A 25,989-nucleotide genomic window follows, 5' to 3' on the forward strand; every position below is an offset into this window, starting at 1 on the left:
ATAGGCTACATATGTGAAAGGTTTGTCCGGGCGTCAAGCACGCCGTCTTTCCCCTTGCGTCACCAGGGAGCGGATCCCATCTTCCCTTGCGTCACCAAGGGAGAGCCCCATGTCCGACTCCGAGCTCAACGTCCTCCGCAGCAGCCTCGATCTCGTCATCCTGAAGGCGCTCATCTGGGGCCCGCGCCACGGATACGCCGTCGCGGAGTGGGTCGAGCACGCGACCGACGACGTGCTCCTGCTCGAGGAGGGCACGCTCTACCCGGCGCTCCACCGCCTCGAGCGCAAGGGCTACGTCAGCACCGAGTGGGGCGTCTCCGACAACAACCGGCGCGCGAAGTTCTACCGGCTCACCCCCGCCGGCCGCGCCCAGCTGAACGCCACCTCGCCCACCTGGCTGCGGCACGCCGAGGCGATCGCCCGCGCGCTCCGCACCGAGTCGCCGGAGCTCGCATGACCGGCCGCTCGCTCCCCGACGGCGTCCGCCGCGCGTTCCGCCTCGTCGTCGGCGGCCGCGCCGCGCAGCGCCAGGCCGCCCGCGACGTCGACGACGAGATCGCGTTCCACCTCGCGATGCGCGCCGACCGCCTCCGCGCCGCCGGCCTCTCCGACGACGAGGCGCTCGCCGCCGCGCACCGGCGCTTCGGCGACGTCACGCGCGTGGCCGAGGCCTGCCGCGTCGAGGACGACGCGCGCGACCGCGCCATCGGCCGCGGCGAGCTGTTAGGCAGCGTGTGGCAGGATGCGCGCTTCGCGCTCCGCGGCCTCGTCCGCACGCCGCTCACCACCACCGCCGCGCTGCTCACGCTCGCCCTCGGCGTCGGTGCGACGACGGCGATCTTCAGCGTCGTCTACGGCGTGCTCCTGCGGCCGCTCCCGTACCGCGAGCCCGATCGGCTCGTGCAGCTCTGGCAGACGGCGCGGGTCACCGGCGATGCGCACAACCCGCTCTCGGTGCCGACGTACCGCGACTGGAAGGAGCGCGTCCGCGCGTTCGACGGCACGATGGCCTACGCGTTCAATCGGATGACGCTCGCCGACCGCGACGGCACGCCGGAGCAGGTGCGCGGCGCCATGCTGTGGGGCGACGTGGCCCGGGTGCTCGGCACGCGCCCGCTGCTCGGTCGCTCGATCATGGAGTCCGACGCGCACGACCCCGTGGCGGTGCTCGGCGAGGGACTCTGGCGTCGCCGCTACGGCGCCGACCCCCACATCGTCGGACGCTCCATTCGCATGAACGGCGTGCCGCACACGGTGGTCGGCGTCATGCCGGCGCGGTTCCGCTTCGGCAGTCCCGACGTCGAGCTGTGGACCGGCTACGCGCAGATCCTCGCCGACACGCTGTGGAGCACGCAGCGCGGGCGTCGCTTCCAGCGCGTCATCGCGCGGCTGAAGCCCGGCGTCACCCCGGCCGCCGCGGCAGCGGATCTGAGCGCCGTCGCGCGCGAGCTCGGGCGCCTGTACCCGGACAACGAGGCGAACACCGGCGCGGTGCTCGTGCCGCTGCGCGAGGAGCTCGTCGGCGACGTGCGCCCGGCCCTGCTCGTCCTGTTCGGCGCCGTCGGCTGCGTGCTGCTCATCGCCTGCGCGAACGTCGCGCACCTGCTGCTCGCCCGCGCCACCGCGCGCGAGCGCGAGCTCGCGGTGCGCGCGGCGTTGGGCGCCGGACGCGGGCGCGTCGCGCGGCAGCTCCTCACGGAGAGCCTCGTCCTCAGTGCGCTCGGCGGCGCGTTGGGCATCCCGCTCGCCTACGTGGGCGTGCGTGTTCTGGCGCGCCTCGCCGGCGACTCCGTTCCGCTCATGGAGACGGTGCGCGTCGACGCGTCGGCGCTCGCGTTCACCGCGGCCGCCGTCGCCGTCACCGGGGTGCTCGTCGGGCTCGCGCCCGCGCTGCGCTCCGCACGGCGCGATCTCGCGTCGAGCGTGCGCGAGGGCGCTCGCGGAGCTGGGCAGAGCCGCCGGCAGCACGGCGTGCGCGGCGTGCTCGTGACGCTCGAGGTGGCGCTGTCGCTGCTCCTGCTCGTCGGCGCCGGCACGCTGCTCCAGAGCTACGTCCGCCTGCGCGCCGTCGCTCCCGGCGTCCGCACCGACGGCGTGCTCGCCGCGCTCGTCGCCGCGAGTCCCACGAAGTATCCGGATGCCGCGCGCCGCGTGGCGCTCTACGATCGCGTCGCCGAGCGCATCTCCGCGATCCCCGGCGTGCGCGCCGTCGGCACCTGCGACTGCATGCCTCCCGAGCACGTCAGCCAGTCCGGGGGCGTGCTGGTCGAGGGCGTCGACCCGGGGAGCTCGTGGCCGATCGTGCAGCAGCCGCGCGCCGGCGCCGGGTACTTCGCCGCGTTAGGCATCCCCGTGCGCGCCGGGCGCGCGTTCACCGCTGCCGACCGCATCGACGCGCCGCCCGTCGCCGTCGTGAACGAGACGTTCGCGCGCCGCCTGCTCGGCGGGAGCGGCGACCTCGCGCGCGCGGTCGGCCGACGCATCACGATGGACGGCACGACCTGGATGACCGTGGTGGGCGTCGTCGGTGACGTGCACTACAGCGGGCTCGCGGCGCCGGTCGATCCGCTGATGTACACGCCGTTCGCGCAGGCCCCGTCGCCCGGGATGGACCTGTTCGTGCGCACGGGAGACGATCCGGCTCGTCTCGTCCCCGCGGTGCAGCGGGCGCTGCTCGAGATCGATCCGGAGCTGCCGCTCTCCATGGCGCGACCGCTCGAGGCGGCGGTGCTCGAGTCGATCGCCGCGCCGCGCTTCCAGACGACGCTGATCACGCTGTTCGGCTGCGTCGCGCTCGCGCTCGCGGTGGTCGGCGTGTACGGCGTCGTCGCGTACGGCGTGACGCAGCGGCAGCGCGAGATGGGGGTGCGCGTCGCGCTCGGTGCCGGACGCGCGCGCGTGCTGCGGCTCGTCGTGTCGCAGGCGCTCGGACCGGTGTGGGCCGGCGTGGCGATCGGTCTCCTTGGCGCGCTCGCGGGGGCGCGGGTGCTCGGACGCTTCGTGTACGCGACGAGCGTGCACGAGCCGGCGACGTACGTGGCGGTCGCGGGCACGCTGGTCGCGGTCGCCGCGGCGGCGGCATACCTGCCGGCGCGCCGCGCGGCAGCGGCGGACCCGGCGTCGGTGCTGCGCGCGGACTGATCCGTCCCGTCGGGGCGGGACTGGCGCGGGTCGCCGTCGGCGGTCAGGTTGTGCCTCTCGCGCGCCTCGCGCGCGTCGACGGGGCGCCGTCGGCGTGCCGAGCGCGCCGCCGTCCGACCCGCCGCTCCACGCCCTGCGCGCCATGCTCGTCGGTCTCCGTCGTCACGAGTTCGCGTCGTCGTCTCACCCGCGCGCCACGTCGCGTTGCGCGCGATGACGTCGGAGGACGATTTCTGCGCCCACGCCGTCGCGAGCGGCGGGGCCGGAGTGGTCGCCGAGCGCCTCGACGGCGTCATCGCCGACGCGAACGAGGCCGCGTGCCGGATGCTCGGCTATCCGCGTGACGATCTCGTGGGAAAGCCGTACTCGGTGCTCTGCGTCCCCGAGGACCGCACGAGCCAGTCCACGCTCCGCGCGGCGCTGGTCGCCGGCAAGCGCGCGTCGCACGTCGGGCGCTGGCGCTACGTGCGACAGAACGGCACGACGCTCGTCGCCGACGTGATCACGTCGCGCGCGCCCGACGGCGGCGACGGCCCGCGCCACATCGTGTGGGTGCTCCACGAGCGCCTCGCCCCGGCCCCCGACGATCCGGTGCCGGACGCGGCGGTGGTCGGCGAGCGGCTCGAGTCGTTAGGCATGCTCGCCGGCGGCATCGCACACGACTTCAACAACGTGCTCGCCGTGGTGCGCGGCAATCTCGAGTTCGCGCGCGACGCGCTGGAGGAGCAGGTCCCCGACGTGCGCACCGCGCTCGCCGACCTCCACGCCGTGGAGCGTGCGGCGGAGCGCGCGACGTCGCTCGTGCGGCAGCTGCTCGCGTTCGGCCGCATGCAGACGCGCTCCCCCGAGTCGCTCGACCTGAACGCGGTCGTGCGCGACGTCCTGCCGCTGCTGCGGCTCTCCGTCGGCGGCGAGATCCCGGTCCAGCCGCATCCGGCGCCGTCGCTCCCGCGCGTGGTCGCCGACCGCACGCAGATCGAGCAGGTGCTCATGAATCTCGTCGTGAACGCGCGCGACGCGGTCGTGGAAGCGGTGTCGCAGTCGGAGGCGGAGGGGAGCGCCGAGGGCACCGTGCATCGCATCACCATCTCGACGACGTACGCCACGCTCGACGACGCGGGCGCCGGCCGCGTCGGCGTGCCGCGCGCGGGCGAGTACGTCTGCGTGTCCGTCACCGACACCGGCATCGGCATGACCGAGGAGACGCGCGCGCGCATCTTCGAGCCGTTCTTCACCACGAAGTCGGTCGACCGCGGCACCGGCCTCGGGCTCGCCGCGGCGTGGGGCATGGTGCGCCAGTCCGGCGGCGCGATCCACGTCGAGACGCGCTACGGCGCCGGCAGCACGTTCGCCGTCTACCTCCCATCGATCACGTCGCCGGCGATCGACGGCGACGCCGACCGCAACGGCGACCTCCCGTCGCGCGACCCGTCGGAGCGTGCGCGCGCGGTGCGCGAGCGTGGCCCGGCACGCCGGACGGTGCTGCTCGCCGAGGACGACCACGCGGTGCGGCGGGTGACCGCGCGGATCCTGCGCGGCGCCGGCTACCGCGTGCTCGAGGCGGGCGACGGCGCGGGCGCGCTCGAGCTGTGGCGCGCCTACGGCAGCGAGATCGACGCGCTCGTCGCCGACATGCGCATGCCGCGCCTCGGCGGCGAGTCGCTCGCGCGCATCGTCGCGACGGAGCAGCCGGGCTTCCCGGTGGTGCTCATGACCGGTGGTGCCGGCGGCGGCAACGGTCACGGCGAGCGGGGCGCGGGCAGTGCGGCGCACACCGAGGTCCTCGCGGCGCGCGCCGGCGACGTCCCGCCGCTCGAGAAACCGTTCGCCGCCGCGTCGCTGCTCGACCGGCTGGCCGCGCTGCTGCCGGCGGGCGACGCGGTGCGTTAGGCGGCCCGTTAGGCAGGTCGTCAGGCGCGGCGTCGCGCGTACACCTCGAGCCACGGCGCCCACTCCGCCTCGTCGCCGGCCAGGAGGCGAAGGGCGCCCTTCAGCAGCCGCTCCTCCCACGCCGCCCACGGCCGCGTCCACTCGTCGGCGATGGGCACCAGCGCGTCGCCGTACACGCGCACGACCTCGAAGCCGAGCGGCTCGAGCAGACGTCGCAGCGACCCCGGCGTGAATCCGTGCCGATACGGGAAGGCGAGCAGGTTGTTGTGCGCGAGCAGCCGCTCCGCCACCGGCCCGAGCGGCCCGTCGAGTCGCTCGCGGATCGCGGCGTAGAACGCGCCGTTAGGCACCCGCAGCGCCAGCACGCCGCCCGCGCCGAGCAGCGCCGCCGTGCGGTGCGCCGCGCCGCGCGGGTCGGGGAGCTGCTCGAAGCAGTTCCACACCGCGACCGCGTCGAACGCGCCGGCCACCGTGTCGCCGCGGGCCGCGTAGCCGTCGAGGTCCGCCTCCTCCACCTCGACGTCGTCACCCACGGCCTCGCGCGCCACGGCGAGCGCCGCGGCGTTGATGTCGATCCCCGTCGCGCGCCATCCGCGACGCGCCGCCGCGGCGAGGAAGCCGCCGACGTAGCTCCCCACCTCGAGCACGCGCCCGCGGCGGCCGAGCACCTCCTCCAGCCGCTCGGCCTGTGCGCCGTACGCATCGCGCTGGGTGTCGTGCAGCGCGCGCAGCGCGTCCGCCTCGACCGCCTCGTCGGCGTACGCCTCGCGCAGCGCGATGTCGCGCTCGCGCGGGTTGCGGTACACGAGCGTGCACTGCGCACAGCGCGCGAGGCCGAGCGGCAGCCGCTGGGAGAACGCCACGCGATCGACGAGCCGCTCGACCGGCACGCCGGGTCGCAGCCGCGCGTCGTGGAACGCCCACAGCCGCTCCTGCTCGGCGCGCAGCGCGTCGCCGTCGGCGAGCGTGTCGCCGGGCGCGTGGCCGCACACGGGGCACGCCGTGAGCTCGTACGTCGCCGTCGTCACGGAAGGGAGCGGACGCGCGTCGCGGCGTGCCGACGCGCCTAACGGCGGACGGTCAGACGGCCGCCGTGGGCGGAGCGCCGGCGGTCGCGATCGTGGCCGCGAACGCGGCGAGCACCGGCGCCGCGCCGTCCTGCCGCGCGTCGCGCACCTTGATCCCCGCGTACCGCCGCAGCGCGTTGCGCAGCCCGTTCCCCGACGGGAAGTGGAGCGTGATCGCCACCTCGTCCACCGTGTCGGCGCGGTCGGCGAGCATGCGTGCCGCGAGCAGCAGTCGGCACCAGGTGAGGATCTCACGGGGCGCCGGCACGCCGGCTCGGCGCGCGCGGTCGACGAGCGCCTGGCGGCTGATCCCGAACGCGCGCGCGACGTCGGGCACCGTCGCCGCGTCGCCGTGGTGCTCGAGGCAGTAGCGCACCACCGGCATGATCGACGACGGGACGATCGCCTCGACGTCGGCCACGAGGCGGTCCGCCGCGGCGCGCTGCCCGGCCTTCGCGAGCGCCGCGCGCAGCGCGAGGCCGCGGTCGTCCACGCCCTCGACGATCAGCTCGTGCACACCGGCGCGGGCGAAGTCGAGGATCGCCGACGAGAGGTCCGTCATCCGCGCGTAGCCGACGACGACGGCGTCCGGCTGCGCCGCGCGAATGCTTTGGATCACGGCATCCGTCGGCACGTGATCCGCGTCACGCGCTTCCACGACGACCACGCCCCACCGTCGGTCGGTCAGCGCCGCGCGCAGCTCGGAGATGCGCTCGACGCGATGGATCCCCACAGTCGACACGGACCGTCCCGGGCTCCCCGAGGGGCCGGGCCGGATCGCCTGGTTCAGCCGCGCCACCGCTTCACGGTCGCACAGCAAGGCCAGCACGTCGCCGCGTCGCGCCGTGGTGCTCACCATCCTCCTCCACTGCAGGGCCCGCAACGGTCGGCACAACAAATCGTACGGCTGTGCGTTACCGGTTGACGCGTGGTGTGGTCACTTGTCACCACGTGTGGGCGTGGTGCAGGGCGCCAGTACATCCCTACAGCACACCCCGTTCGGAGTCCTTCATGCGCCCTGTGTTCGTTCGCTCCGTGCTGCGGCTCGTGACGATCGCCGTCCCCACGGCGGTCGCCTTCGGTCTGGCCGCTTGCCGCAGCGTGACCGGCCCCGGTGAATCGCCGCGTGCTGCCGCGCGCGACTCCGCCTCCATTGCGCAGCGCGCCACGCATCTCGGCGACACCGCCGCCGCGAAGTGCTGCGTGCAGCCCTGGTACTGAGCGCGCACAGCCCGCGCCTGCGCGCTCCCGATCGGAGCCGCGAGTACCCACCGCAGCCGATGCGACGACTCCCCGCCGCCGACTCATCGCGCCAGCCTCTCCGCGTACCGCCGAGCGGCCGGCAGCGCTTCGAGCGTGCGCAGCACGGCCTGGACGCGCGGCGACTGCGGCGCGGCGACGCGCCGTGCGCGTGCCGCGTCGCGTGTGGGACGCTGGGCGCCGAGCGACACGGCGTCGGTGACGCGCTCCGCGCGCAGCCGCACCTCGTGGAACGCGCCCGCGGCGGCGAGATCGGAGGACCGCGCCGCGTACTCGGCGGCGCGCGGATCGCCGATGGCGAGCAGCGCCTCGGCGAACGCGGCGAGCGCCTGCGCGTTCTCGAATGGCTGGCCGGAGCGGCCGATCGTGCGCTCGAGATCGCGCGCGAGATGCTCCACCAGTCGCCGCTCGCCGAGCGCCGCGGCCGCACGCGCGGCCGCGCCGATCGCCGGCAGACGGATGCGCGCGAGATCGCTCAGCTCCAGCGCACCGAGGCACGCACTGAGCGCCGCGCGGTGCTCGCCCGCGAGGTGCCCGGCCTCCGCCAGGTTCACGAGCGCCTCCGCGCGCTGGTCCGGCGCGTCGGGCGACGTCTGACGGAGCGCGGCCCAGCCATGCGGGAGCGCGGTCTCGATGTCGCCGGCCGTCACCGCGGCGATGAACAGGCCCTGGTGCGCGGCGCGTCGCATCTCCACCGAGCCGGCGCGGCGCGCGGCGACCACCGCACGCCGGAAGCAGCGGCGCGCCTCGGGGTAGTTGCCGCGCATGTTCGCGACGACGCCCATGCCGAGCAGCGCGCGGGCGCGGACGTCGGTCGCGTGCGCCGGACGCGCCACGTCGAGCGCGGCGCGGTACGACTCCCGCGCCGCCTCGAGCGCGCCGAGCTGCCGCGCCGCGCGCCCCTGCTGGGCGAGCAGCAGTCCCTCGCAGCGGGCGCCGAGGATGGGCGCGGCGGCGAGCCGCAGCGCCGCGAGATTCGTGAGGGCGAGTCGGAACGCGCCCGCCATCTCCTGCTCCGCGACGAGCCGCTGCAGCGCGGCGACCGCGCTCTCGCGGTCGCCGTCGGACGCACCGCCGAGGAGCCGACCGAGCGCGTGCAGCGCATCGCCTGCCGCGGCCGCGGCGTCGAGCGCCCGCGTCGCCGCATCGTCGTCCGCGGCATGTCGGCCGCGCGTCGCCGCGACGACGGCCTGCACCGCGTCGCCGCCGGCAGCGAGCAGGGCGGGGCGGTCGGCATGGCCGAGCGAGGCCGCGCGGGCGAGCGCATGGGCGGCGATCAGCCAGGCGTCGTCCGCTGCCCCGATGGGCGATCGACCGCCCAGCCGCGCTACGTCCTCGCGGTAGGCGTCGAAGGGAGCGACGGGTGCGAGCAGGTCGGGTTCGTGGGCGAGGCGCGTCACGTCGGGATTCGATCCGGAACCATTCCTGGCCGTCCATGCGACGTCGCCGAACGCGGGCCGGGTCGGCTCTCTGCCCTAGGATACAGAACGATCCCGGCTCCAACTAGTGGCGGCGACGCCACAGGTCCCGTGGCGGGTACTGCATGAGGCCCGCCACGTACGCGCCGATCTACGTGCCGATCCTCCCCGTGGAGCCGAGCCAGCTCGCCGGGCTCGCCGCCACGAGCGAGGAGGTGAAGGCGTCGCTCACGCCGCTGTTCGACGTCGTGTCGTTCGGTCCCGAGCTGGCCGACGGCGGTGGCGGCGTCGAGCGCGCGCTCTCGCGCCAGCTCGACGCGATCGCCAGCGCGTGGGGCGACCGGCGCGCGTACCTCGACTGCCGCACCGGCCGCGGCGACGAGCGTCTTCCCGACGGACGCGTGCACCTCGCGCATCTGTTCGACGAGGAGCAGGCGCGCGGACTGCGGCTCGTCCCCGTGACCGGGCTGCAGCGCCCGACGGCGTACCAGCTCGCGGTGGCGGCGGCGGCGAGTGAGCGCGAGCGCGGCGCGTGCCTCCGCCTCGAGCTGGCCGACCTCGGCGACCGCTGGCGCATCGACACGTGCGTGCACTCGTTCCTCGCCGCGCAGCGGCTCGCGCCGGAGATGCTCGACCTGCTCGTCGACATCGGCGAGATCGGCCACGCGCGGCTGCCGCTGCTGGAGATCACGGCGCGCGCGGTGCTCGAGCCGCTCGCGCTGCTCGCGCCGTGGCGATCGGTGATCCTCGCCGCGTCGGCCCCGTCGCCCGCCGCCGGCGGGCACTCGGCCGCGGCGCGCAACGCGTGGATGCTGTGGCGCTTCCTCGCCAACTCGTCGGCGCTCGGGCAGCGGTTGCGCTTCAGCGACCACGCCGCGGCCGGTCCCGAGCCTGCCGATTTCGCCGTCGCTGCGGCGACGACCGAACACCTCACCGTGGTGGTCGAGCAGCTCGCTGCGCTCTGACGCGCGGCTGGCCGACCTCCCTCTACCCGAACGATTCCATGCTCCGCGTCCGCCGCTCCCTTCCGCGCCGTCCCGCGCCGTCGTCGTCGCGCACGTACGTCGTGCTCGCCGTCGGGGAGCCCGCCACGGCCGGCGGCGTGCGCGCGTTAGGCACGCTGAGCGCCCCCTGCCGAGGTGCGGCGCGTGCCCTCGCGCAGGCGCTGCACGCCGACGTGCTGCCGTGCCGGCTCCGCGTGGTCGCGGCGGGGAGCGCGCCGGGCGACCTCGTGGCGCGCGCGCTCGCCTGCGACGGCCAGGCCGTGGCCTGAGGGCGCCTAACGGGGCGGGGCGGCTCCGACCGGTCCCGGCCGGTCCCAGCCGGTGAACGGTTCGTCACGCGGGAGCCCGGCCTCCGCCCTCGGGCGCGAAAAAAAGCATCCCTCCGATTCGTGTGAGTGTCGTATGTTGAGACGCGCCGCCCCGGACACGGGACGGCGCGTCACGCGCCGGGCTCACCCTCATCGCCGCAGCCGCCATGCGCCTCTCGTCCCTCGCTCGCCGGGCCTCGATCGGCCTGGCGCTCTGTGCCCTGGTCGTCGGAGCCGGAGCCGCCCTGCCGCGCCGCAGCCCGGAGGAGCTGCTCGGGCAGGTCATGACGCTCGTGCGCGACCGGTACGCGGCGTCGGAAGTCACGGACGTCTACGCTGCCGCGGCGCGCGGGCTCGTGCGCGAGCTCGGCGACCCGTACAGCCAGCTCCTCTCGCCGAAGGAGCTCGAGGACTTCTCCCGCTCGACGCTCGGCCGGTACGCGGGCGTGGGCATGGAGGTGGTGCCGGTCGACAGCGCGTTCTACGTCGGCGAGGTGTTCCCCGGCGGCGCGAGCGAGGCGGCCGGCTTCCGGCGCGGCGACCGCGTCACGCGCGTGGACGGACGCGCCGTCGACGGGATGCCGCTCGACAGCGTGGTGGGGCGGCTGCGCGGCGCGCCTAACAGCACGGTCGACGTGGAGACGCGCCGCGGCGCCGCCGGGCCGGCGATGGCGACGCTGCGCCGTGGCACGGTGCACGTGCCGGCGGTGCCGTTCGTCGTCGCGCAGCGCGGCATCGTCTACGTGCCGCTCCCCGGCGTCTCGGGATCGGCGGGCGCGGAGGTGCAGAACGCGATCTCGCGCGCGGCGTCGAGCGGCGCGAAGGGGATCGTGCTCGATCTGCGCGGCAACGGCGGCGGCGCGGTGGACCAGGCGGTGCGCGTGGTCAGCGGCCTGCTGCCGCCGCAGAAGCCGGTGCTGGAGATCCGCGAGCGCACGGGATCGATCGTGCTGCGCACCGAGCCGGGGCCGCAGGTGAACCTGCCGCTCGTCGTGCTGCAGGACGGTGGCACGGCGTCGGCCGCGGAGATCATCGGCGGCGCGCTGCAGGACCATGACCGCGCGCTCATCGTCGGCACGCGCTCGTTCGGCAAGGGGCTCGCCCAGTCGGTGTTCCCGCTCGACGGCGGATGGGCGCTCAAGCTGACGACCGCACGCTGGTTCACGCCGGCCGGCCGCTCGATCCACCGCGACCGCACCGCGGCCGACTCGGCGCGCCACGTCGCGCTCGTCGGCGACGTGCCGGCGGGGCAGGTGACGGAGGCGCGGGCGTTCCGCACGGCGGGGGGCGGCCGCTGCGCGGCGACGGCGGCATCGCGCCCGACGTCGTGGTGCCCTACGACACGTTAGGCGGCGCCGACCGCGCGATGGCGCTCGCCCTCGGCCGCGACGGCGCGGGCGCGAACCGCGCCATCGCGCGTCTCGCCCACGAGCTCTCGCTGCGCGTGGACACGTCGTTCGCGGTGACGCCGGCGTGGCGCGAGCAGCTCCGCCGCGAGCTCGCACGCGAGCACGTCACGGTCGACTCCGTGCAGTGGGCCGCGGCATCGACGTGGGTCAACCAGCTCCTCGAGCAGCGCGTGGCGACGTTCGCGTTCGGGCCGGGCGAGGCGCGCCGCCGCGCGCTCGCCTACGACCGGCAGTACCAGGTCGCCGACTCGCTGCTGCGCGCGGCGACGACGGCGCGCGACCTGGTCTTCCGCGTCGGGGCCACCGCGGCGACGAAGGGCGGGGCGTGAGCCGTTAGGCGCTCGGCGGGAGCCCGACGACTTGTCGCCCCGCGGCACGCGCCGTAGTTTCGCGCGGCCGTCGAGGTGTCCGCCGCGGTTCCCGTCGAGACTCTCTCACTCCATCCCGCCATGCGCTGCGCGCTCACCCTCGCGTTGGTCACCGTCGCCAGTGTGGCTCACGCACAGTCCGAGCGGCCGTACTCGATCCAGGCGGCGGGCCTCCTGACGTCGCTCAAGCTCGGGCGCACCGGCAACATCGGCGGCGCGGGGTTCGAGGTGCAGGGGCGCTACACGCCGCTCAGCAAGCTCTCGTACGGTGTCGGCGTGCAGTACAGCACGCACTCCTCGTTCAACCCGGGGCTGAACTCCGACGACAAGCTCACGCTGAGCGGCGTGTTCGTCGAGCCGCGCTACGCGGTCCCGCTCACGGCGGCGCGCGTCGGCGTCTACCTCGCGGGCCGTCTCGCCGGGCTCCGACAGACGAACAACTTCGGGTCGAGCTCCAGCGGCTGGGCGGTCGGCGCGGGCGCGGGCGTGCTGTTCCACCTCAACCAGCGCGTCGATCTCGATGGCGGCGGCGCGGTGATCCGCCAGTCGCTCGGCGACGTCACCCTGAACAGCGGCGGCGCGGCGACGTTCCCCTCGTTCACGGGCTACGTCGCGAAGCTCGGCCTCAACGTCGGCTTCGGCACGCGCAAGCTCTGATCGCCGCCGCGGTCAGGGGAGCTTCGACAACAGCGCGACCGACTCGATCGCCCACGCGCCGCCGTCGCGCCGCCACGTCACGCGGAACGTGGGGTGCCGCGTCTGCAGCGAGCCGAACGTGGCCCACCGCACGTTGAGCGTGACGTCCGCCGACGTGCGGCCGTTCTCGCTCGGCACGGGCGCACCGACGCTCTCGACGGCGGTGCCGATCGACGAGATCCGGCCGAGCCAGGTGAAGAACGGGCCGCGATTCTCGGCGCCCGCGCTCGCGCGCCCCATGAGATCCGACAGCTTGCGGTCGTCGTGCGACTTGATCGCGTTGGCGATCTGAGACGCGGCGCCGCGCACGTCGTCCGCCGTTAGGCTCGCGGCTGCGACTTCGGTGCGGGGCGGCGTGTTCGGCGTCGCCGCCGGCGGATTCGCGGGCACGGTCGGCCGGGTCGACGGCTCGCTCGTGGACGGCGTCGTCGCGTGCGGCGCGTCCTGCACCGGAGTCGGCGCGGTGGTCTTCGCGGTGTCCACACGCGGGGCCGCCGAGGCGACGGCGAGCGCGTGCTTGCGCAGCGAGTCGCTCCGGGCGCGCGCCGCGATGCGCGCGCTGTCGATGCTCGCCTTCGACGGCGTCGCCGGCGTCTTCGGGATCACGCTCGGCGTGGGCGCCGCCGCGACCGGCGGCGTCGCGGTCTGCGACGACGCGACGTTCGACGTGGCCGGTTGCGTGGCCGGCTGCGTGGCCGGCTGCGTGGCCGCCGGCGCGACGGCCGTCACGGGCTCCGTCGTGCCGCTCACCGGCTCCGGGCCGCTCGGCCGGAGCAGCAGCGTCGCCGCGAGCCCGATCGCCGCGACGAGGACCGCCGCCGAGAGCAGCATGATCGTCCGGCGGCGCGTGTCGTCGCTTGGCGCCGCCTCGACGCGCGCGGCCTTCGCGGCTTTCGCCGCGAGCGCGGCGGCCTGCGCGGCGGCCTTCTCCTCCGCCTTGCGGCGCGCGGCCTCGGCGCGCTCCGCTTCCCGGCGCTCCTTCTCGAGGCGGGCCTGCTCGGCGCGCTCCGCATCGAGGCGCTGCTTCTCGAGCCGTTCCGCCTCGCGCCGCTCCGCCTCGAGGCGCTGCTTCTCGGCGCGCTCGGCGTCGCGACGCGCGCGCTCCTGGCGCTCGGCCTCGAGCCGCGCCTGCGCCGCGCGCTCCGCCTCGATGCGCGCGCGCTCCTGCCGCTCCGCCTCCTGCCGCGCCTTCTCGAGACGCTCGCGCTCGCGCTGCTCCGCCTCCAAACGCGCCTTCTCGGCGCGTTCGGCCGCGAGCCGCTCCTTCTCGCGCCGCTCGGCCTCGTGGCGCTCCTGCTCCTCGCGCGCGAGGCGGGCCCGCTCGGCCTCGCGGCGCTCCGCCTCGATGCGCTCGCGCTCGAGACGCTCGGCGGCGAGTCGGGCCTGCTCCAGGCGCTCGGCCTCGCGGCGGGCCTGCTCCGCGCGCTCGCGCTCGAGGCGCTCCGCCTGGAGCCGTGCCTGCTCGGCGCGCTCGCGCTCGAGGCGCTCGCGCTCCAGGCGTTCGGCCTCCAGCCGCTGCTGCTCCTTGCGCTCGGCCTCCAGGCGCGCCTGCTCCGCACGCGCCGCCCGCGCCGCTTCCAGGCGCTCGCGTTCCTTCCGCTCCGCCTCGAGCCGCGCCGCCTCGGCGGCTTCCGCCTCGCGGCGCGCGCGCTCCGCGCGCTCGGCGACGACGCGCGGGTCCTCGTCGACGACGAGCGCGGTCTCGGCGCGCACGCGCTCGTGCGTGGCGACGATGCGCACCGTGCCGACGCCCGTCGTCGTCACCGTGCCGTCGCGGTCGATCGACGCGAGGTGCGCCGGCTCGCACGTCCACGCGACGGCGAGGTCCGGGATCCGCGTGCCGCGCACGTCGACCACCTCCGCGACGACGCGCGCGCGCTCGCCCACCGTCACGCGCGGCGGCACCACCGCGAGCTTGATCGCGGCGGGCTGCGGGATCGGCGCGAACAGGTCGCTCGGCGAGAGCGGCGGCGCGTCGACGGTGGGCGTGTACGGGAGGCCGAGGTCCCAGCGCGGCCCCACGGGCGTGGCCGACGCCGGCGTGACGGGCGGCGGCGTGTACGGCGGCGCGATGTGCGGCGGCGTCACCGGCGTGGCCGGCGGCATCGGCGTCGCGTCGGTGCCGGTCGGACGGCCTAACGGAACGGGGCTCTGGGGCGTCTTCGGCAGCGGCCCGCCGTCGGCCGCGGTGGCCGGCGGGATCATCGCGCCGAGCGTGGCGCGCATCGCCATCGGGTCGCCGAACGCGTGCGGGTCGAGCGCCGGGAGCACGTCGGCGAGCGACGGCCAGCGGTCGCTCTTCCGCTTCGCGAGCATGCGCAGCACCGCCGCCTCGAGCACGGGCGGGCAGTCCGGACGCATGGGCCGGATCGGCGCGGGCTCCGCGTGCAGGTGCTGCTGGAGCATCTCCGGGAGCGAGCCGTTGAACGGCGCGTGCCCGGTGAGCACCTGATAGGCGATGATGCCGAGCGCGTACTGGTCGGAGGCGCTTGTCGGCGTGTCGGCGCCCCACTGCTCGGGGCTCATGTACGCCGGGGTGCCGATCGCGAAGCCGGTCTTCGTGAGCTGCTCGCCCTGGGCGACCTTCGCGATGCCGAAGTCGGTGACGACGGCGAGCCCCTGGCGGTCGATCATGACGTTGCCGGGCTTCACGTCGCGGTGCACGACGCCGCGCGCGTGGGCGTAGTGTAGCGCGCGCGCGACCTGATCGAGCACGAGGCACGCGAGCCCGATCGGGAGTCGCTCGACGAGATGCAGCATCTGATCGAGCGAGCACCCGTCGATGAACTTCATCACGAAGTAGCGCAGCCCCGCGCTCTCCTTCGCGCGGTAGATGCGGACGACGTTCGGGTGGTCGTCGAGGTTCGCCGCCGTGCGCGCCTCCTGCAGGAAGCGCTGCGACATCGCGTCCCGGTGGGCGAGCTCCGGGAACATGACCTTGATGGCGACGTAGCGCGCGAGCTCGAGGTCCCACGCGAGGTACACCGCCGCCATGCCGCCCTGGCCGAGCGAGCGGACGATGTCGTACTCGCCGAGGGTGGCCTGACGCAGGCGCGCGAGGAGCGGATCCTCCTGCTCGACGGCGCCGAGGATCGACGCGCCGCAGGCGCCGCAGAAACGCGAGTCCGGGGAGACAGCCGTGCCGCAACGCGGACACGCGGTGATGACAGCCATGCGCAAGGATGTGACGCGCGTCGCGGTCTCGCAACATCGGTTCTCGGGCCCGACGCGCGCCCCGTGATGGGCGGGATTCCACCCGGGTGCTATGGCTGAGACCGTCGCTTGACGCTCCCCGCGGGGCGCCGTAGCGTCGCCACCGGTGACCGAGCTGTGGCCGACTCGCCGGAGCAGTCCCCGTCGGCACGCGATCGAACGTGGCACGAACGTGAGGCGCCTCACGACGTCGTGAGCGCCACCCCTTGCGCCGTCGCGGCGGCGCACCTCCCGCCAGTCACTCGCGACCGCCTCCCATGCCACTCGCCCGTCTCGTTAGGCGCCGCCTCCTGGCCGCCCCCGCCGTCCTCGCCTGCCTAACGTTCGCCGCGTGCGGTGGCGGCGACACGCTCCGCGTCATCCAGCACGTGAAGAGCGTGGAGATCAACCCGTCGACGGACACGGTGGACGTCGGCACGACGCGCACGCTGCAGGCGCGCGTCGTGCCCGACAATCCGGACGCCGAGGCGCCGCCGAACCTGTCGTCGATCACGTGGACGTCGTCGGACACGAGCCGCCTAACGATCAGCGCCGCGGGCTCCGCGGTGACCGTGTCCGGCAAGGCGGCCGGATCGGTCACGCTGACGGCGCGCTCCGTCGCCGACCCGAACGTCGCGGCGACGGCGCAGATCGTCGTCACGCCGCGGCCGGCGATCACGCTCGCGGTGGTCCCGGCCGCCGTGAGCCCGGTCGGCGGCCAGACCGGCGCCGACGTCACCCTGACCCGGGTCGGCCGCGTCACGTCGCCCGTGGACGTCACGGTGGAGGACCTGCCTAACGGCGTGACCCCGACGGTGACGCCGGCGACGCTATCCGGCGGCGTGACGACGGCCCACGTCACGCTCGCCGTCGCGGGCGCTGCCACGCCGGGCGACTTCCCGCTCACCGTGCGCGGCAAGACGCAGGGCGTCAGCGACGCGACCGCGCCCCTCATGCTCCGCGTGCCCGGCTTCTCGCTCGCGCTGCCGACGAGCACGATCTCCGTCTCGCGGGGACTGAGCGGCGGGAGCACCGCACGGGTGGCCGGCGTCGGCGGGTTCGCGATCCCGGTGGCGCTCAGCCTCGACCCGGCGCCCCCCGGCATCAGCGCGACGCTGTCCAGGTCGACCGGCGCGGCCGGCGATACGGTGCGCATCTCCGCGCGTGTGGACTCGACGATGGGCGCCGGCACGTACCCGCTGACGCTGCGCGGTAAGGCGAACGGGTTCGCCGACCAGATCGCGCGGCTCACGATCGCCGTTCCTCCGCCGGTGGCGGCGCGGCTCGTCGTCACGGCGGGCGACAACCAGGTCGCGGCCGGCAACACGCCGACGCCCATCCAGCCCGCCGTCCGCGTCGTCGACGCGAACAACTTCCCGGTGCCTAACGTCACCGTCGACTTCCGCGTCACCGGTGGCGCCGGGAGCGTCACCACCCGCACCGACATCAGCGACGCGAACGGCATCGCACAGACGACCTGGACGCTCGGACCGTCGGGACCGAACACCCTCGTCGCGTCGGTCCCGAGCGTGCCCGCGGTACCGGCGGTGACGTTCAGGGCGACCGCCAGTACGGGGCTGACGTCGATCGTGCTCGGCGACGCCTTCTCATGCGGGATCAACTCGTCGCGCCAGGTGGTCTGCTGGGGCGACAACACGTACGGACAGCTCGGCGACGGGACGCGCACGTCGCGCGGGGTGCCGCGTACCGCCGGCACGTCCGCGCAGTTCACCCAGCTCGTCGCCGGTGCATCGCACGTGTGCGGGCTGACGACGAACGCATCGAACCAGGTGTACTGCTGGGGGCGCAACGTCGGCGGGGCGTTGGGACTCGGTGACACCCAGGACCGGCTGCTGCCCACGCCGATCCAGGGGACGACGCTCGCCAAGCTCTCCGCGCTCGCGGCGGGCACCGACTTCACCTGTGGGCTCACCGTGGCGACGGGCCAGGCCTATTGCTGGGGCGTCAACACCGACGGGCAGCTCGGCGACGGCACGACGACGAACCGGACGCGCCCCGTCACGGTCTCCGGGGGCGCAACGTTCAGCGCGATCGCGGCGGGCGGTGCGCACACCTGCGGCACGACGACCGCCGGGGCGACGCTGTGCTGGGGACGGAACGCCGACGGCCAGCTGGGCGACAGCACCACCGCGGCGCAGGGCCGCCCGACGCTCGTGAAGGGCGGCCAGTCCTTCGTGTCGCTGTCGCTCGGCCTCGCGCACTCGTGCGCGGTCACGAACGCCGGCCAGGCGTACTGCTGGGGAAACAACGCGTCCGGGCAGCTCGGCGACGGGACGACGACGTCGCGGCTCACGCCGGCCCTCGTCGCCACGAACCAGCTCCTGAGCCGCATCGGCACGCACAGCGGGCACACGTGCGCCGTGACGTCCACGAGCGGCGCGCTGTGCTGGGGCGCGAACGCCGACGGGCAGCTCGGCGACGGTGGTACGGCGCCGCACGCGACGCCCGCTGCGGTCACCGGCGGGCTGCTGTTCACCACCGTCGACGTCGGCGCGTCGCACTCGTGCGGCATCGCCGGCGGCATCGGGTACTGCTGGGGGAAGAACGCGTCAGGACAGCTCGGCGACAACTCGACCACGAGCCGCGTCCAGCCGATGCCGATCGCGCTCGGCGTCCTCGGGAACGTGCGCGTGCCAGATCGTTAGGCAGGGGGATACGTCATGCGGCGCGGGCGGAGACCGTTAGGCCTCCGCCCGCGCCGCTTTTCGATACCTCGTGCGCATCAGCTCTTCACGCGGCCGCGCAGCACGCCTTCCTGCTCGCCGCGCGACCAGCGGCCGGTGACCTCGCCGCCGGTGACCCGCTGCGCCTGCTTCTCGAATACCAGCTCGAGGACGCCCTTCTCCGTCTCGCCGACGACGACGAGATCCTCGCCGTACACGAACACGCCCATGCGGTGCTCCGACTGATCCTTCGCGAGGCGGTAGCTCGCGACGAGCTGTCCCGCGGAGTCGCCGACGACGACGACCGCGGGCATGGTGCGGTCGTGGTTGTACGTCGCGACGCGGAAGGTCGCGACGGGACGCGTGGCGGGCGTCGCGGACTGCGCAGCGAGTGGGGCGGCGGCGACGATGCCGGCGACGCCGAGCGCGCCCGTGAGCACACGGGCAAGAGTGCGAGCGTTCATTGGAGAAGACCTCATCGAATGGTGAGCGTCGTGCATCGTCTCGTGTCGTCGATCGTGATGTTTCGCCGGCGTGAGGGCTCTACGCCGGGCCTCGTGGCGGAGTTTCAACGCCGCGCACACGGATGCATCACGCGCGATCGTTAGGCACGTCCGCGGGCGGACGACGGCACCATTCATGGCATCGCGGACGCGAGCGGCTCCCGGTCCGGAACCGGGACGGAGCGGGCCTCCGCGCGCCGGCCGGCGGGGTTCACCTCGGTCGGGGCGGCGGCGGGCGCGGCGGCCGATCGATGCGGCCCGCGTCACGCTGGATCCCGGCTGGGCGGTGCCTGGCGGCCTCTGTGGTGTATCATTCACGTGCTAGCACTCGCGTATCGATCGGCATGGGCCGGTCGTCATCACGTGAGCCGCACCGTTTTCCGTACCAGCAGTACCACAAGTGACCGCACGACCGACAAATCGTTCCCGCTCCGGGCCGAAACCGGGGGGCCGCCCAGCCGACGCCGCCCCCTCCCGCGCCCCGGAGCACCGCGGACATCCCGACCACAGCGGCCCCGAGCCGCGCGGGCGCCCCCGGCGCCGCAAATCCAAGGGTTCCGCCCCCGCCGTCCGCCTGACGTCGCTCCCGACCGGGCGCCGCGCCTATACCGACACCCGCGAGTGGCTGCTCGACCGCCACGGCCCGGTGTGCGCCTACTGCGGGTTGAAGCACGAGCCCACGGCCATCACGCTCGACCACGTGACCCCGCGGCGCGGGCAGACCGCGTACGACCGGCGCGACAACCTGGTCCTCGCCTGCCAGCGCTGCAACGGCAACAAGGCGGACACGCCGATCCTCGCCTTCCTGCTCGGCCGCCCTCAGCGGGCGGAGACGCTGCTCCGCTACGGGCAGCACCTGAGCCCCATGCTGCTCGACCTCGCGCGCCAGGTCGCCGGCGAGGAAGCGGCGGCCCGCGCCGAGCGGCTCGCCGACCCGGACTACCCGTACGCCGACTGACCCCGCGTGGGCCGTCGCCCCCGGGTCTCCCGCGTGCCCCACGGGGCCGTCGCCGGTACCCTCGCCGTCAGCGCGCTCGTCGGCGCCTGCGCCCCCGCGCCGGTGCGCCGCCCCACCGTCCCCGCTCCGGTGACGGTCGAGCCCAGCCGCCTGGCCACGGTCGCCACGCTCGTCGCGGCGCCGCCCGCCGCGGTGGGGATGGACCCGCGGCTTCCGGCGCGCCTCGACTCCATCGTCCGCGCGGCGCTCGCCGCCGATGCCGCGCCGGGCGCCAGCCTCGCGGTCGGCCGCTGGGGACGGCTCGTCCACCTGCGGGGCTACGGCGCCACCGACTGGGCCCCCGGCGCGCCCGCCGTCACCGACTCGACGCTCTACGACCTGGCGTCGCTCACGAAGGTGATCGCCACGACGACGTCGGCGATGATCCTCGAGGAGGAGGGCCGACTCGACGTGTCGCGCCCGGTGCACGACTACCTGCCGGAGCTCGATGCGCCGGACAAGGCGGCCATCACGGTGCGCATGCTGCTCACCCACTCGGGCGGCCTGGAGGCGTACGCGCCGCTGTACACCAAGTACCGCGGGCGGGCCGAGTACCTCGCGCAGATCAACGCGCGGCCGCTGAAGTACGTGCCCGGGACGCAGATGGTGTACAGCGACTGGGACATGGTGCTGCTGCAGGCAGTGATCGAGCGCGTCACGGGACAGACGCTGGACGCGTTCGCCGCGGCGCGGGTCTTCGCGCCGTTAGGCATGCGCGACACGCGCTTCACGCCGGACACGGCCGACGCGGCGCTCATGCGGCGCACGGCGCCGACGGTGGTGGACACGTCGCGCGGCGGCTTGCTGCACGGCGTGGTGCACGACGGCAACGCGTGGGCGCTCGGCGGCGTGTCCGGGCACGCGGGGCTGTTCTCGTCGGCGCGCGACCTCGCGACGTTCGCGCAGACGGTCCTGAACGGCGGCACGTACGGCGGCGTGCGCGTGGTGGCGCCGCAGACGCTCGCCCGCTGGACGGCGCCGCAGGGGCCGGGCTCGAGCCGCGCGCTCGGCTGGGACACGCCGTCGGGAGCGTCGAGCTCCGGCCGCTACTTCTCGCCCCGCAGCCTCGGGCACACCGGGTTCACGGGCACCTCCATCTGGATCGACCCGGAGCGCGGACTGTTCGTCGTGCTGCTCACGAACCGCGTGAGCAGCCGCGGCGAGGGGCCGGTGCCGACCGCGCTGCGGCGCGCCGTGGCCGACGCGGTGCAGCGCGCGGTGCTCGACGCGCCGCTCGTCGACTGGGAGGCGTTCGGGGAGCGCCGTTAGGCGCTCGCCGTCAGGCGCATGACCGTCCCCGACCTCGCCGCGCCGCGGCACCACCACCGGCTGCACCTCGGGCCGCCGCCGCCACCGATCCGGCAGCGCGACCGCGTGCTGCTCGCGATCGCGTCGTTCAAGTTCGTGAAGGCGGCACTGTTCGTGGTCGTCGCGCTCGGCGCGTTCGGGCTGCTGAGCCGCCGGGCCGCCGCCCGCGCGCAGGACTGGGTCGCGACGCTCGCGGCGACCTACGACCGCGGACTCACGCACCGCGTCGTCGCGCTGCTCGAGCGCATCAGCGCGCTGAGCCGGCACCGCCTCGAGGCGCTCGGCGTGGCGGCGCTGCTCTACGCGGCGCTGTTCGTGACCGAGGGGATCGGCTTATGGCGCTGCCGCCGGTGGGCCGAGTACCTCACGGTCGTCGCGACGGCGTCGCTCGTGCCGTTCGAGGTGTACGAGATCACGCGCCGCGTCACGGTGCCGCGGGTGGGCGCGCTCGTCGTGAACCTGCTGGTCGTCTGGTACCTCGTGCGCCAGATCCGGCGCACGGCCCACCACCACCGTTAGGCGCCCTCCGCCGCGAGCGCGACGGCGATCTCCGCGGCGACGCGCGCGTTGTGCTTCACGAGCGCCACGTTCGCCGCGAGGCTGCGGCCGCCGGTGATCTCGACGATGCGCTTCAGCAGGAACGGCGTCGTCTCCTTGCCGACGATGCCGGCCGTGTCCATCTCGGTCAGCGCGCGCGCGATGATCGGGTCGATCTCCGCGCGCGGGATCTCGGCATCCTGCGGGATCGGGTTCGCGACGAGTGTGCCGCACGCGAGGCCGAGCGCGCGCTTCGCCCGCAGCATGGCGGCGACGTCGGCCGGCGTGTCGAGCGTGAGCGGCGCGGGGAAGCCGCTGTCGCGCGAGTAGAACGCGGGAAACGTCCGCGCGCCGAGCACGATCACGGGCACGCCGAGCGTCTCGAGCACCTCGAGCGTGCGGCCGATGTCGAGGATGCTCTTCACCCCCGCGCTCACGACGGCGACGTCGGTGCGCGCGAGCTCGGTGAGATCGGCCGACACGTCGAACGTCGACTCCGCGCCGCGGTGCACGCCGCCGGTGCCGCCGGTGGCGAACACGCGCACGCCGGCGAGCGCCGCGAGGCGCATCGTCGCCGAGACGGTCGTCGCGCCGTGGCGACCCGCGGCGATCACGTACGGCAGGTCGCGCACGCTCGCCTTCAGCACCGTGCGGTCGTTGCCGAGCAGCTCCAGCGCGTCGTCGTCGAGACCCACGGTCGGGACGCCGTGCAGCACCGCGATCGTCGCCGGCACGGCACCCGCGTCGCGCACCACGCGCTCCACGGCGCGCGCGGTCTCGACGTTCTGCGGGTACGGCATGCCGTGGCTGATGATGGTGCTCTCGAGCGCGACCACGGGCGCGCCGCGGTGGAGCGCGTCGCGCACCTCGTCGGTATGTCGGATGTCGATCATGCGCGGAATCTAGGGACGACGCGTCACGGCCACGCGTCCAGCATCGCGCGCAGCTCGGCCAGATCCGCCACGTGCGCGGTCGCGCGCGCGCGCACCACGCCGGGTCGCAGGATCTGGACGGCGCGCAGACCCAACCGCTCGGCGGCGGCGAGCTCGGAGTCGGGATTGTCGCCCACGACGAGCACGTCGTCGCGCGGCAGGGCGTGGCGCGTCATGAGGTCGACGAACAACCACTCCTTCCCGCGCCGGTCCGGCTCCTCGATCGCGTCGACCAGGAGCTCCTCGAAGTGCGCGCCGATGCCGAGCGCGCGCACCTTGCTCTCCTGCAGCCGCCTGAACCCGGACGTCACGAGGAAGCGGCGGTCGCCGAGGTGCGGCAGGACGTCGAGATCGCCGTAGCCGCGCATCGGCGCCCGCACCTCGATCTCGCTGAACGCGCGCCAGCCGGCGTCGCGCATCGCGGGCGTGAAGCCGTGGCGCTCGGCGACGACGTCGAACGCATGCACCCAGAAATCGCGGAGCGCCGCGTCCAGCGCGTCGGGCTCGACGTCGCCCCGATTCGCGCCGCGGATGGCGGCGAACACCGGCTCGACCAGCGACTCGTGGACCTCGCTCGCCGGCGCGAGACAGTTGTCGAGGTCGAAGATGATCGCGCGCAACGGCGGGTGCCTAACGGATCGACCGGCCGACGGCATGCTCGCCGCGTCGATGCCGCTGGCGGAAGCGGAGCGGGTTCTCGCCCGTCACGCGCCGGAACACCTTGTTGAAGTACGACACGCTCTCGAAGCCGCACGCGAGCGCGGCCTGCGTCACGCTGTGGCCGGTGAGCAGCAGCCGCTGCGCCTGGTGCACGCGATACCGGTTCACGAACTGGGTGAACGTGAGCCGCGTCATGCGCTTGAAGAAGCGACAGAACGCCGCATCGGTGAGGTTGACGACCGCCGCGGCCTCACGCAGCTGGATCTTCCGCCCGTACTCGTCGGCGACGAACCGGCCGAGCGCGCGCATGCGACGCTGCTCCTGCGGGTCGTACGCGTCGGCGGCGCACTCGGCGCGCAGCGGCGTCGCCTCGTCGCTCGACGCGAGCCGCTCGAAGATGCGGAGCAGCAGGAGCAGACGCTGGAACGGGGGCAGCGCGGGGAGGCGCGTGAGCTGACGCCCGACCGCGGCCTTCGTCGCGCCGTGGAACGAGAGGCCCGACCGCGCGCGCTCGAACAGTGCCGCGATCGGCGCGAGCTCCGGGGCGTCCCACGCGGTGGCACCGAGGAAATCGGGCTTCAGCTGCACGACCACCTTGCGGTACGCCGTGGTCACGCCGTAATCGAAGTTCAGGTGCGGCACGTTCGGTCCGATGAACACCAGGTCGCTGCCCTCGTAGCGCGAGATGTGGTCGCCGACGTGGCGCGTGCCGCTCGCCCCCTCGATGTAGACCACCTCGTACTCGGGGTGGTAGTGCCAGAGGAAGACGTCCGGGAGGTGCGGCGTCAGCAGCCGGAACGAGCTGTTCGGATCGGGCTCGACGTGCTCGAGGATGCTCCGCATCGGTGCGCTCCCGGGTGCCGGCGAGCAAGATAGTGCAAGAACCGGCCAGTCGCGGCCAAGCGCGTGCCGCCCGGTCGCGTCACCTTGGTGCATCGGCTCACCCCAACCGCGAGGCCCGCATGACCGTCCAGACCATGGCGCCTGCCGCCGCGCTGCCCGACAACGCGCACACCGACATCCCCGGCAACCCGACGACGGCGACGAGCAGTGCGGTGCGGCTCCGCGAGCACGCCGACGCGTCGACGCTGCGGGTGCTCTCCGAGGACGACTGGCGGTTCTGGAAGCGGAACGGCTACGTCGTCGTGAAGCAGGTCGTGCCGCGCGAGAACCTCGAGCGTCTCGCGTCGCTGCTCTGGGAGTTCGAGGAGAAGGATCCGAACGACCCCGAGACGTGGTACGCCCCGCCGCGCGCGGAGATGAAGATGAAGGAGCTGACCAACAGCGGCATGGTGGAGCTGTACAACCATCAGTACGAGTGGGACAACCGACAGCACCCGCGCGTGTACGACGCGTTCGTCGACGTGTGGGGCACCGAGAAGCTGTGGGTGACGATCGACCGTGCGAACCTCAACCTGCCGATGCGGCCCGGGTTCGAGTTCAAGGGGTTCATCCACTGGGACTACGACCCCGAGACGAAGCCGCAGAACGTGCAGGGGGTGCTCGCGCTCGCCGACCAGACCGACGAGAACATGGGCGGCTTCCAGTGCGTGCCCGAGCTGTTCCGCACGTACGACACGTGGAAGCTCGGGCAGCCCGCCGACCGCGATCACTTCAAGCCGGACGTCACCGGCTTCGAGATCGTGAAGGTGCCGATGGAGGCGGGCGACCTGCTGATCTTCAACAGCTCCCTCGCGCACGGGATCCGGCCCAACAGATCGAACGGCAAGGTGCGCATGGCGCAATACATCTCGATGATGCCCGCGCAGGAGGAGAACGAGGCGCTGCGACAGTGGCGCATGTCGTCGTGGCGCGATCGCATCCCGCCGGAGGGCTACGCGTTCCCCGGCGACCCGCGCGGCTGGGAGCAGACGCGCTACGCGCGCGCGACGCTCACGCCGCTCGGCGAGAAGCTGCTCGGCCTGCGCTCCTGGGACGACTGAGCGCGATCGACCCGGCGCTTGCGCGACGTCGCCGCCGCGTATACGGTGTACACATGGCGGCGACACGCGACCGGATCCTGGCGGCGGCCGAGCGACTCCATCAGAAGGAAGGGCTCGACGCGGTCTCCATGCGGCGGATCGCCGAGGAGGTCGGGCTGACGCCGATGGCGCTCTACCGGCACTACCGCGACAAGGACGCGCTCCTCGACGCGCTCGTCGACGAGGGGTTCAGCCGGTGGGAGCAGTATCTCGCGCGCGCCGCCACCGCGGCCACGCCGCTCGAGCGGATCCGCGGCGCGCTCACGGCGTACGTCGGGTTCGCCCTCGGCGAGCCGAAGCTGTTCCAGCTCATGTACCTCGTGCCGCGTCCCAACCTGCCCGACGCGCCGGCGTCGCTGCGCACGACGACGTCGCCGGCGTTCGGCGCGATGGTCGATGCGGTGAAGGAGGCGATGGACGCGGGCGAGGTGCGCGCCGGCGATCCGGCGGAGCTGATCCAGGTCGCGTGGGCGACGGTGCACGGCCTCGTCACGCTCCACTTCGGCGGACGCTTCGGCTTCGACGACGCGCGCTTCCGCACGATCGCCGCGCGCACCATCGAGACGCTGCTGCTCATGCTCGCGCCGCCGACGGCCGGCCCGCTGCGGCGCTCGTCCCGATCCGCGACGTGAC

The 25,989-nt window shown here is 74.3% G+C and carries 23 protein-coding genes; 15 read left to right on the top strand and 8 right to left on the bottom strand.

Features of this window, described 5'->3' with window-relative positions; genetic code table 11:
- Positions 1-109: 109 nt before the first annotated feature.
- From J421_RS31615 to J421_RS31625, 3 genes are all read left to right on the top strand, one after another.
- A complete protein-coding gene (locus J421_RS31615; protein ID WP_025415141.1) occupies positions 110-457 on the top strand; it encodes a PadR family transcriptional regulator in 348 nt (115 codons plus the stop codon).
- On the top strand, positions 454-3,141 hold the full coding sequence (locus tag J421_RS31620; protein ID WP_025415142.1) for an ABC transporter permease: 2,688 nt from the start codon (positions 454-456) through the stop codon (positions 3,139-3,141). The genes J421_RS31615 and J421_RS31620 overlap by 4 nt, the downstream gene beginning before the upstream one ends.
- A gap of 213 nt (positions 3,142-3,354) precedes the next feature.
- Positions 3,355-5,031, top strand: coding sequence for a hybrid sensor histidine kinase/response regulator (locus tag J421_RS31625; RefSeq protein ID WP_025415143.1), 1,677 nt, complete (start codon positions 3,355-3,357; stop codon positions 5,029-5,031).
- 20 nt (positions 5,032-5,051) lie between these two features.
- On the opposite strand, the gene J421_RS31630 is transcribed toward J421_RS31625, so the two are convergent.
- Entirely contained in the window at positions 5,052-6,059 is a 1,008-nt protein-coding gene (locus J421_RS31630) for a class I SAM-dependent methyltransferase (RefSeq protein WP_025415144.1), read from the bottom strand.
- Positions 6,060-6,111: 52 nt separating this feature from the next.
- Positions 6,112-6,954, bottom strand: a complete 843-nt coding sequence (locus J421_RS32490) for a helix-turn-helix transcriptional regulator (protein ID WP_158509019.1) — start codon at positions 6,952-6,954, stop codon at positions 6,112-6,114.
- Between the two features lie 155 nt (positions 6,955-7,109).
- On the opposite strand from J421_RS32490, the gene J421_RS31635 reads away from it, so the two are divergent.
- Positions 7,110-7,319, top strand: coding sequence for a hypothetical protein (locus tag J421_RS31635; RefSeq protein ID WP_148306670.1), 210 nt, complete (start codon positions 7,110-7,112; stop codon positions 7,317-7,319).
- Positions 7,320-7,402: 83 nt separating this feature from the next.
- Here J421_RS31635 and J421_RS31640 read toward each other — a convergent pair whose 3' ends face one another.
- Positions 7,403-8,758 (bottom strand): tetratricopeptide repeat protein, encoded by a 1,356-nt coding sequence (locus J421_RS31640; RefSeq protein ID WP_025415147.1) that lies wholly within the window; start codon positions 8,756-8,758, stop codon positions 7,403-7,405.
- 143 nt (positions 8,759-8,901) lie between these two features.
- Between J421_RS31640 and J421_RS31645 the strand changes: the two genes are divergently transcribed.
- The 5 genes from J421_RS31645 to J421_RS31660 all read left to right on the top strand — a co-directional run bounded on the left by J421_RS31645 (position 8,902) and on the right by J421_RS31660 (position 12,522).
- Positions 8,902-9,741 carry a beta family protein gene (locus J421_RS31645; RefSeq protein WP_025415148.1) on the top strand — a complete coding sequence of 280 codons (840 nt, stop codon included), beginning with the start codon at positions 8,902-8,904 and terminating at the stop codon, positions 9,739-9,741.
- A 38-nt stretch (positions 9,742-9,779) separates the two neighbouring features.
- A complete protein-coding gene (locus tag J421_RS31650) occupies positions 9,780-10,049 on the top strand; it encodes a hypothetical protein (RefSeq protein WP_025415149.1) in 270 nt (89 codons plus the stop codon).
- Between the two features lie 206 nt (positions 10,050-10,255).
- A complete protein-coding gene (locus J421_RS31655) occupies positions 10,256-11,437 on the top strand; it encodes a S41 family peptidase (RefSeq protein ID WP_025415150.1) in 1,182 nt (393 codons plus the stop codon).
- Positions 11,419-11,826, top strand: coding sequence for a hypothetical protein (locus tag J421_RS33355; protein ID WP_158509020.1), 408 nt, complete (start codon positions 11,419-11,421; stop codon positions 11,824-11,826). Before J421_RS31655 ends, J421_RS33355 begins: the two co-directional genes overlap by 19 nt.
- A 162-nt stretch (positions 11,827-11,988) precedes the next feature.
- Positions 11,989-12,522, top strand: coding sequence for an outer membrane beta-barrel protein (locus J421_RS31660; RefSeq protein ID WP_158509021.1), 534 nt, complete (start codon positions 11,989-11,991; stop codon positions 12,520-12,522).
- 12 nt (positions 12,523-12,534) lie between these two features.
- On the opposite strand, the gene J421_RS31665 is transcribed toward J421_RS31660, so the two are convergent.
- Complete coding sequence (locus tag J421_RS31665; protein WP_025415153.1) at positions 12,535-15,735, bottom strand: protein kinase domain-containing protein; 3,201 nt, start codon at positions 15,733-15,735, stop codon at positions 12,535-12,537.
- Positions 15,736-16,031: 296 nt separating this feature from the next.
- Between J421_RS31665 and J421_RS31670 the strand changes: the two genes are divergently transcribed.
- Entirely contained in the window at positions 16,032-18,419 is a 2,388-nt protein-coding gene (locus J421_RS31670; RefSeq protein WP_148306671.1) for an Ig-like domain-containing protein, read from the top strand.
- A 77-nt stretch (positions 18,420-18,496) separates the two neighbouring features.
- Here the strand turns inward: J421_RS31670 and J421_RS31675 are convergent, their stop codons facing one another.
- Positions 18,497-18,901, bottom strand: coding sequence for a hypothetical protein (locus tag J421_RS31675; protein WP_148306672.1), 405 nt, complete (start codon positions 18,899-18,901; stop codon positions 18,497-18,499).
- A 703-nt stretch (positions 18,902-19,604) separates the two neighbouring features.
- Between J421_RS31675 and J421_RS33360 the strand changes: the two genes are divergently transcribed.
- The 3 genes from J421_RS33360 to J421_RS31690 are packed head-to-tail and all read left to right on the top strand — an operon-like array spanning position 19,605 to position 21,764.
- Positions 19,605-19,898: an HNH endonuclease gene (locus J421_RS33360; RefSeq protein WP_025415156.1), complete on the top strand. Its 294-nt coding sequence runs from the start codon at positions 19,605-19,607 to the stop codon at positions 19,896-19,898.
- 33 nt (positions 19,899-19,931) lie between these two features.
- Positions 19,932-21,206 (top strand): serine hydrolase domain-containing protein, encoded by a 1,275-nt coding sequence (locus J421_RS31685; RefSeq protein ID WP_148306673.1) that lies wholly within the window; start codon positions 19,932-19,934, stop codon positions 21,204-21,206.
- Positions 21,207-21,224: 18 nt separating this feature from the next.
- On the top strand, positions 21,225-21,764 hold the full coding sequence (locus tag J421_RS31690) for a DUF2127 domain-containing protein (RefSeq protein WP_025415158.1): 540 nt from the start codon (positions 21,225-21,227) through the stop codon (positions 21,762-21,764).
- Here J421_RS31690 and J421_RS31695 read toward each other — a convergent pair.
- From J421_RS31695 to J421_RS31705, 3 genes are read right to left on the bottom strand one after another with little or no spacing between them, the layout of a single operon-like run.
- Complete coding sequence (locus J421_RS31695; protein ID WP_104023581.1) at positions 21,761-22,675, bottom strand: pseudouridine-5'-phosphate glycosidase; 915 nt, start codon at positions 22,673-22,675, stop codon at positions 21,761-21,763. The two genes, J421_RS31690 and J421_RS31695, sit on opposite strands and share 4 nt — an antisense overlap.
- A gap of 23 nt (positions 22,676-22,698) precedes the next feature.
- The gene (locus J421_RS31700) at positions 22,699-23,334 is read right to left on the bottom strand and encodes an HAD family hydrolase (RefSeq protein WP_025415159.1); all 636 of its coding nucleotides are present in this window, start codon (positions 23,332-23,334) and stop codon (positions 22,699-22,701) included.
- Positions 23,335-23,344: 10 nt separating this feature from the next.
- A complete protein-coding gene (locus tag J421_RS31705) occupies positions 23,345-24,217 on the bottom strand; it encodes an AraC family transcriptional regulator (RefSeq protein ID WP_025415160.1) in 873 nt (290 codons plus the stop codon).
- A 119-nt stretch (positions 24,218-24,336) separates the two neighbouring features.
- On the opposite strand from J421_RS31705, the gene J421_RS31710 reads away from it, so the two are divergent.
- Both J421_RS31710 and J421_RS31715 read left to right on the top strand, forming a co-directional pair.
- Positions 24,337-25,317: a phytanoyl-CoA dioxygenase family protein gene (locus J421_RS31710; protein WP_025415161.1), complete on the top strand. Its 981-nt coding sequence runs from the start codon at positions 24,337-24,339 to the stop codon at positions 25,315-25,317.
- 53 nt (positions 25,318-25,370) lie between these two features.
- Positions 25,371-25,988 carry a TetR/AcrR family transcriptional regulator gene (locus J421_RS31715; RefSeq protein ID WP_025415162.1) on the top strand — a complete coding sequence of 206 codons (618 nt, stop codon included), beginning with the start codon at positions 25,371-25,373 and terminating at the stop codon, positions 25,986-25,988.
- Position 25,989: the final 1 nt, after the last annotated feature.

This window comes from Gemmatirosa kalamazoonensis (assembly GCF_000522985.1).
Classification (GTDB): Bacteria; Gemmatimonadota; Gemmatimonadetes; order Gemmatimonadales; family Gemmatimonadaceae; genus Gemmatirosa; species Gemmatirosa kalamazoonensis.

Coding starts and splice junctions, on each gene's coding strand:
- J421_RS31715 (WP_025415162.1), top strand. CDS start 25,371: ATGGCGGCGACACGCGACCGGATCCTGGCGGCGGCCGAGCGACTCCAT.
- J421_RS31620 (WP_025415142.1), top strand. CDS start 454: ATGACCGGCCGCTCGCTCCCCGACGGCGTCCGCCGCGCGTTCCGCCTC.
- J421_RS31665 (WP_025415153.1), bottom strand. CDS start 15,735: ATGGCTGTCATCACCGCGTGTCCGCGTTGCGGCACGGCTGTCTCCCCG.
- J421_RS31650 (WP_025415149.1), top strand. CDS start 9,780: ATGCTCCGCGTCCGCCGCTCCCTTCCGCGCCGTCCCGCGCCGTCGTCG.
- J421_RS31710 (WP_025415161.1), top strand. CDS start 24,337: ATGACCGTCCAGACCATGGCGCCTGCCGCCGCGCTGCCCGACAACGCG.
- J421_RS31625 (WP_025415143.1), top strand. CDS start 3,355: ATGACGTCGGAGGACGATTTCTGCGCCCACGCCGTCGCGAGCGGCGGG.
- J421_RS31670 (WP_148306671.1), top strand. CDS start 16,032: ATGCCACTCGCCCGTCTCGTTAGGCGCCGCCTCCTGGCCGCCCCCGCC.
- J421_RS31705 (WP_025415160.1), bottom strand. CDS start 24,217: ATGCGGAGCATCCTCGAGCACGTCGAGCCCGATCCGAACAGCTCGTTC.
- J421_RS31615 (WP_025415141.1), top strand. CDS start 110: ATGTCCGACTCCGAGCTCAACGTCCTCCGCAGCAGCCTCGATCTCGTC.
- J421_RS31695 (WP_104023581.1), bottom strand. CDS start 22,675: ATGATCGACATCCGACATACCGACGAGGTGCGCGACGCGCTCCACCGC.
- J421_RS31675 (WP_148306672.1), bottom strand. CDS start 18,901: ATGAACGCTCGCACTCTTGCCCGTGTGCTCACGGGCGCGCTCGGCGTC.
- J421_RS31690 (WP_025415158.1), top strand. CDS start 21,225: ATGACCGTCCCCGACCTCGCCGCGCCGCGGCACCACCACCGGCTGCAC.
- J421_RS31635 (WP_148306670.1), top strand. CDS start 7,110: ATGCGCCCTGTGTTCGTTCGCTCCGTGCTGCGGCTCGTGACGATCGCC.
- J421_RS31655 (WP_025415150.1), top strand. CDS start 10,256: ATGCGCCTCTCGTCCCTCGCTCGCCGGGCCTCGATCGGCCTGGCGCTC.
- J421_RS31645 (WP_025415148.1), top strand. CDS start 8,902: ATGAGGCCCGCCACGTACGCGCCGATCTACGTGCCGATCCTCCCCGTG.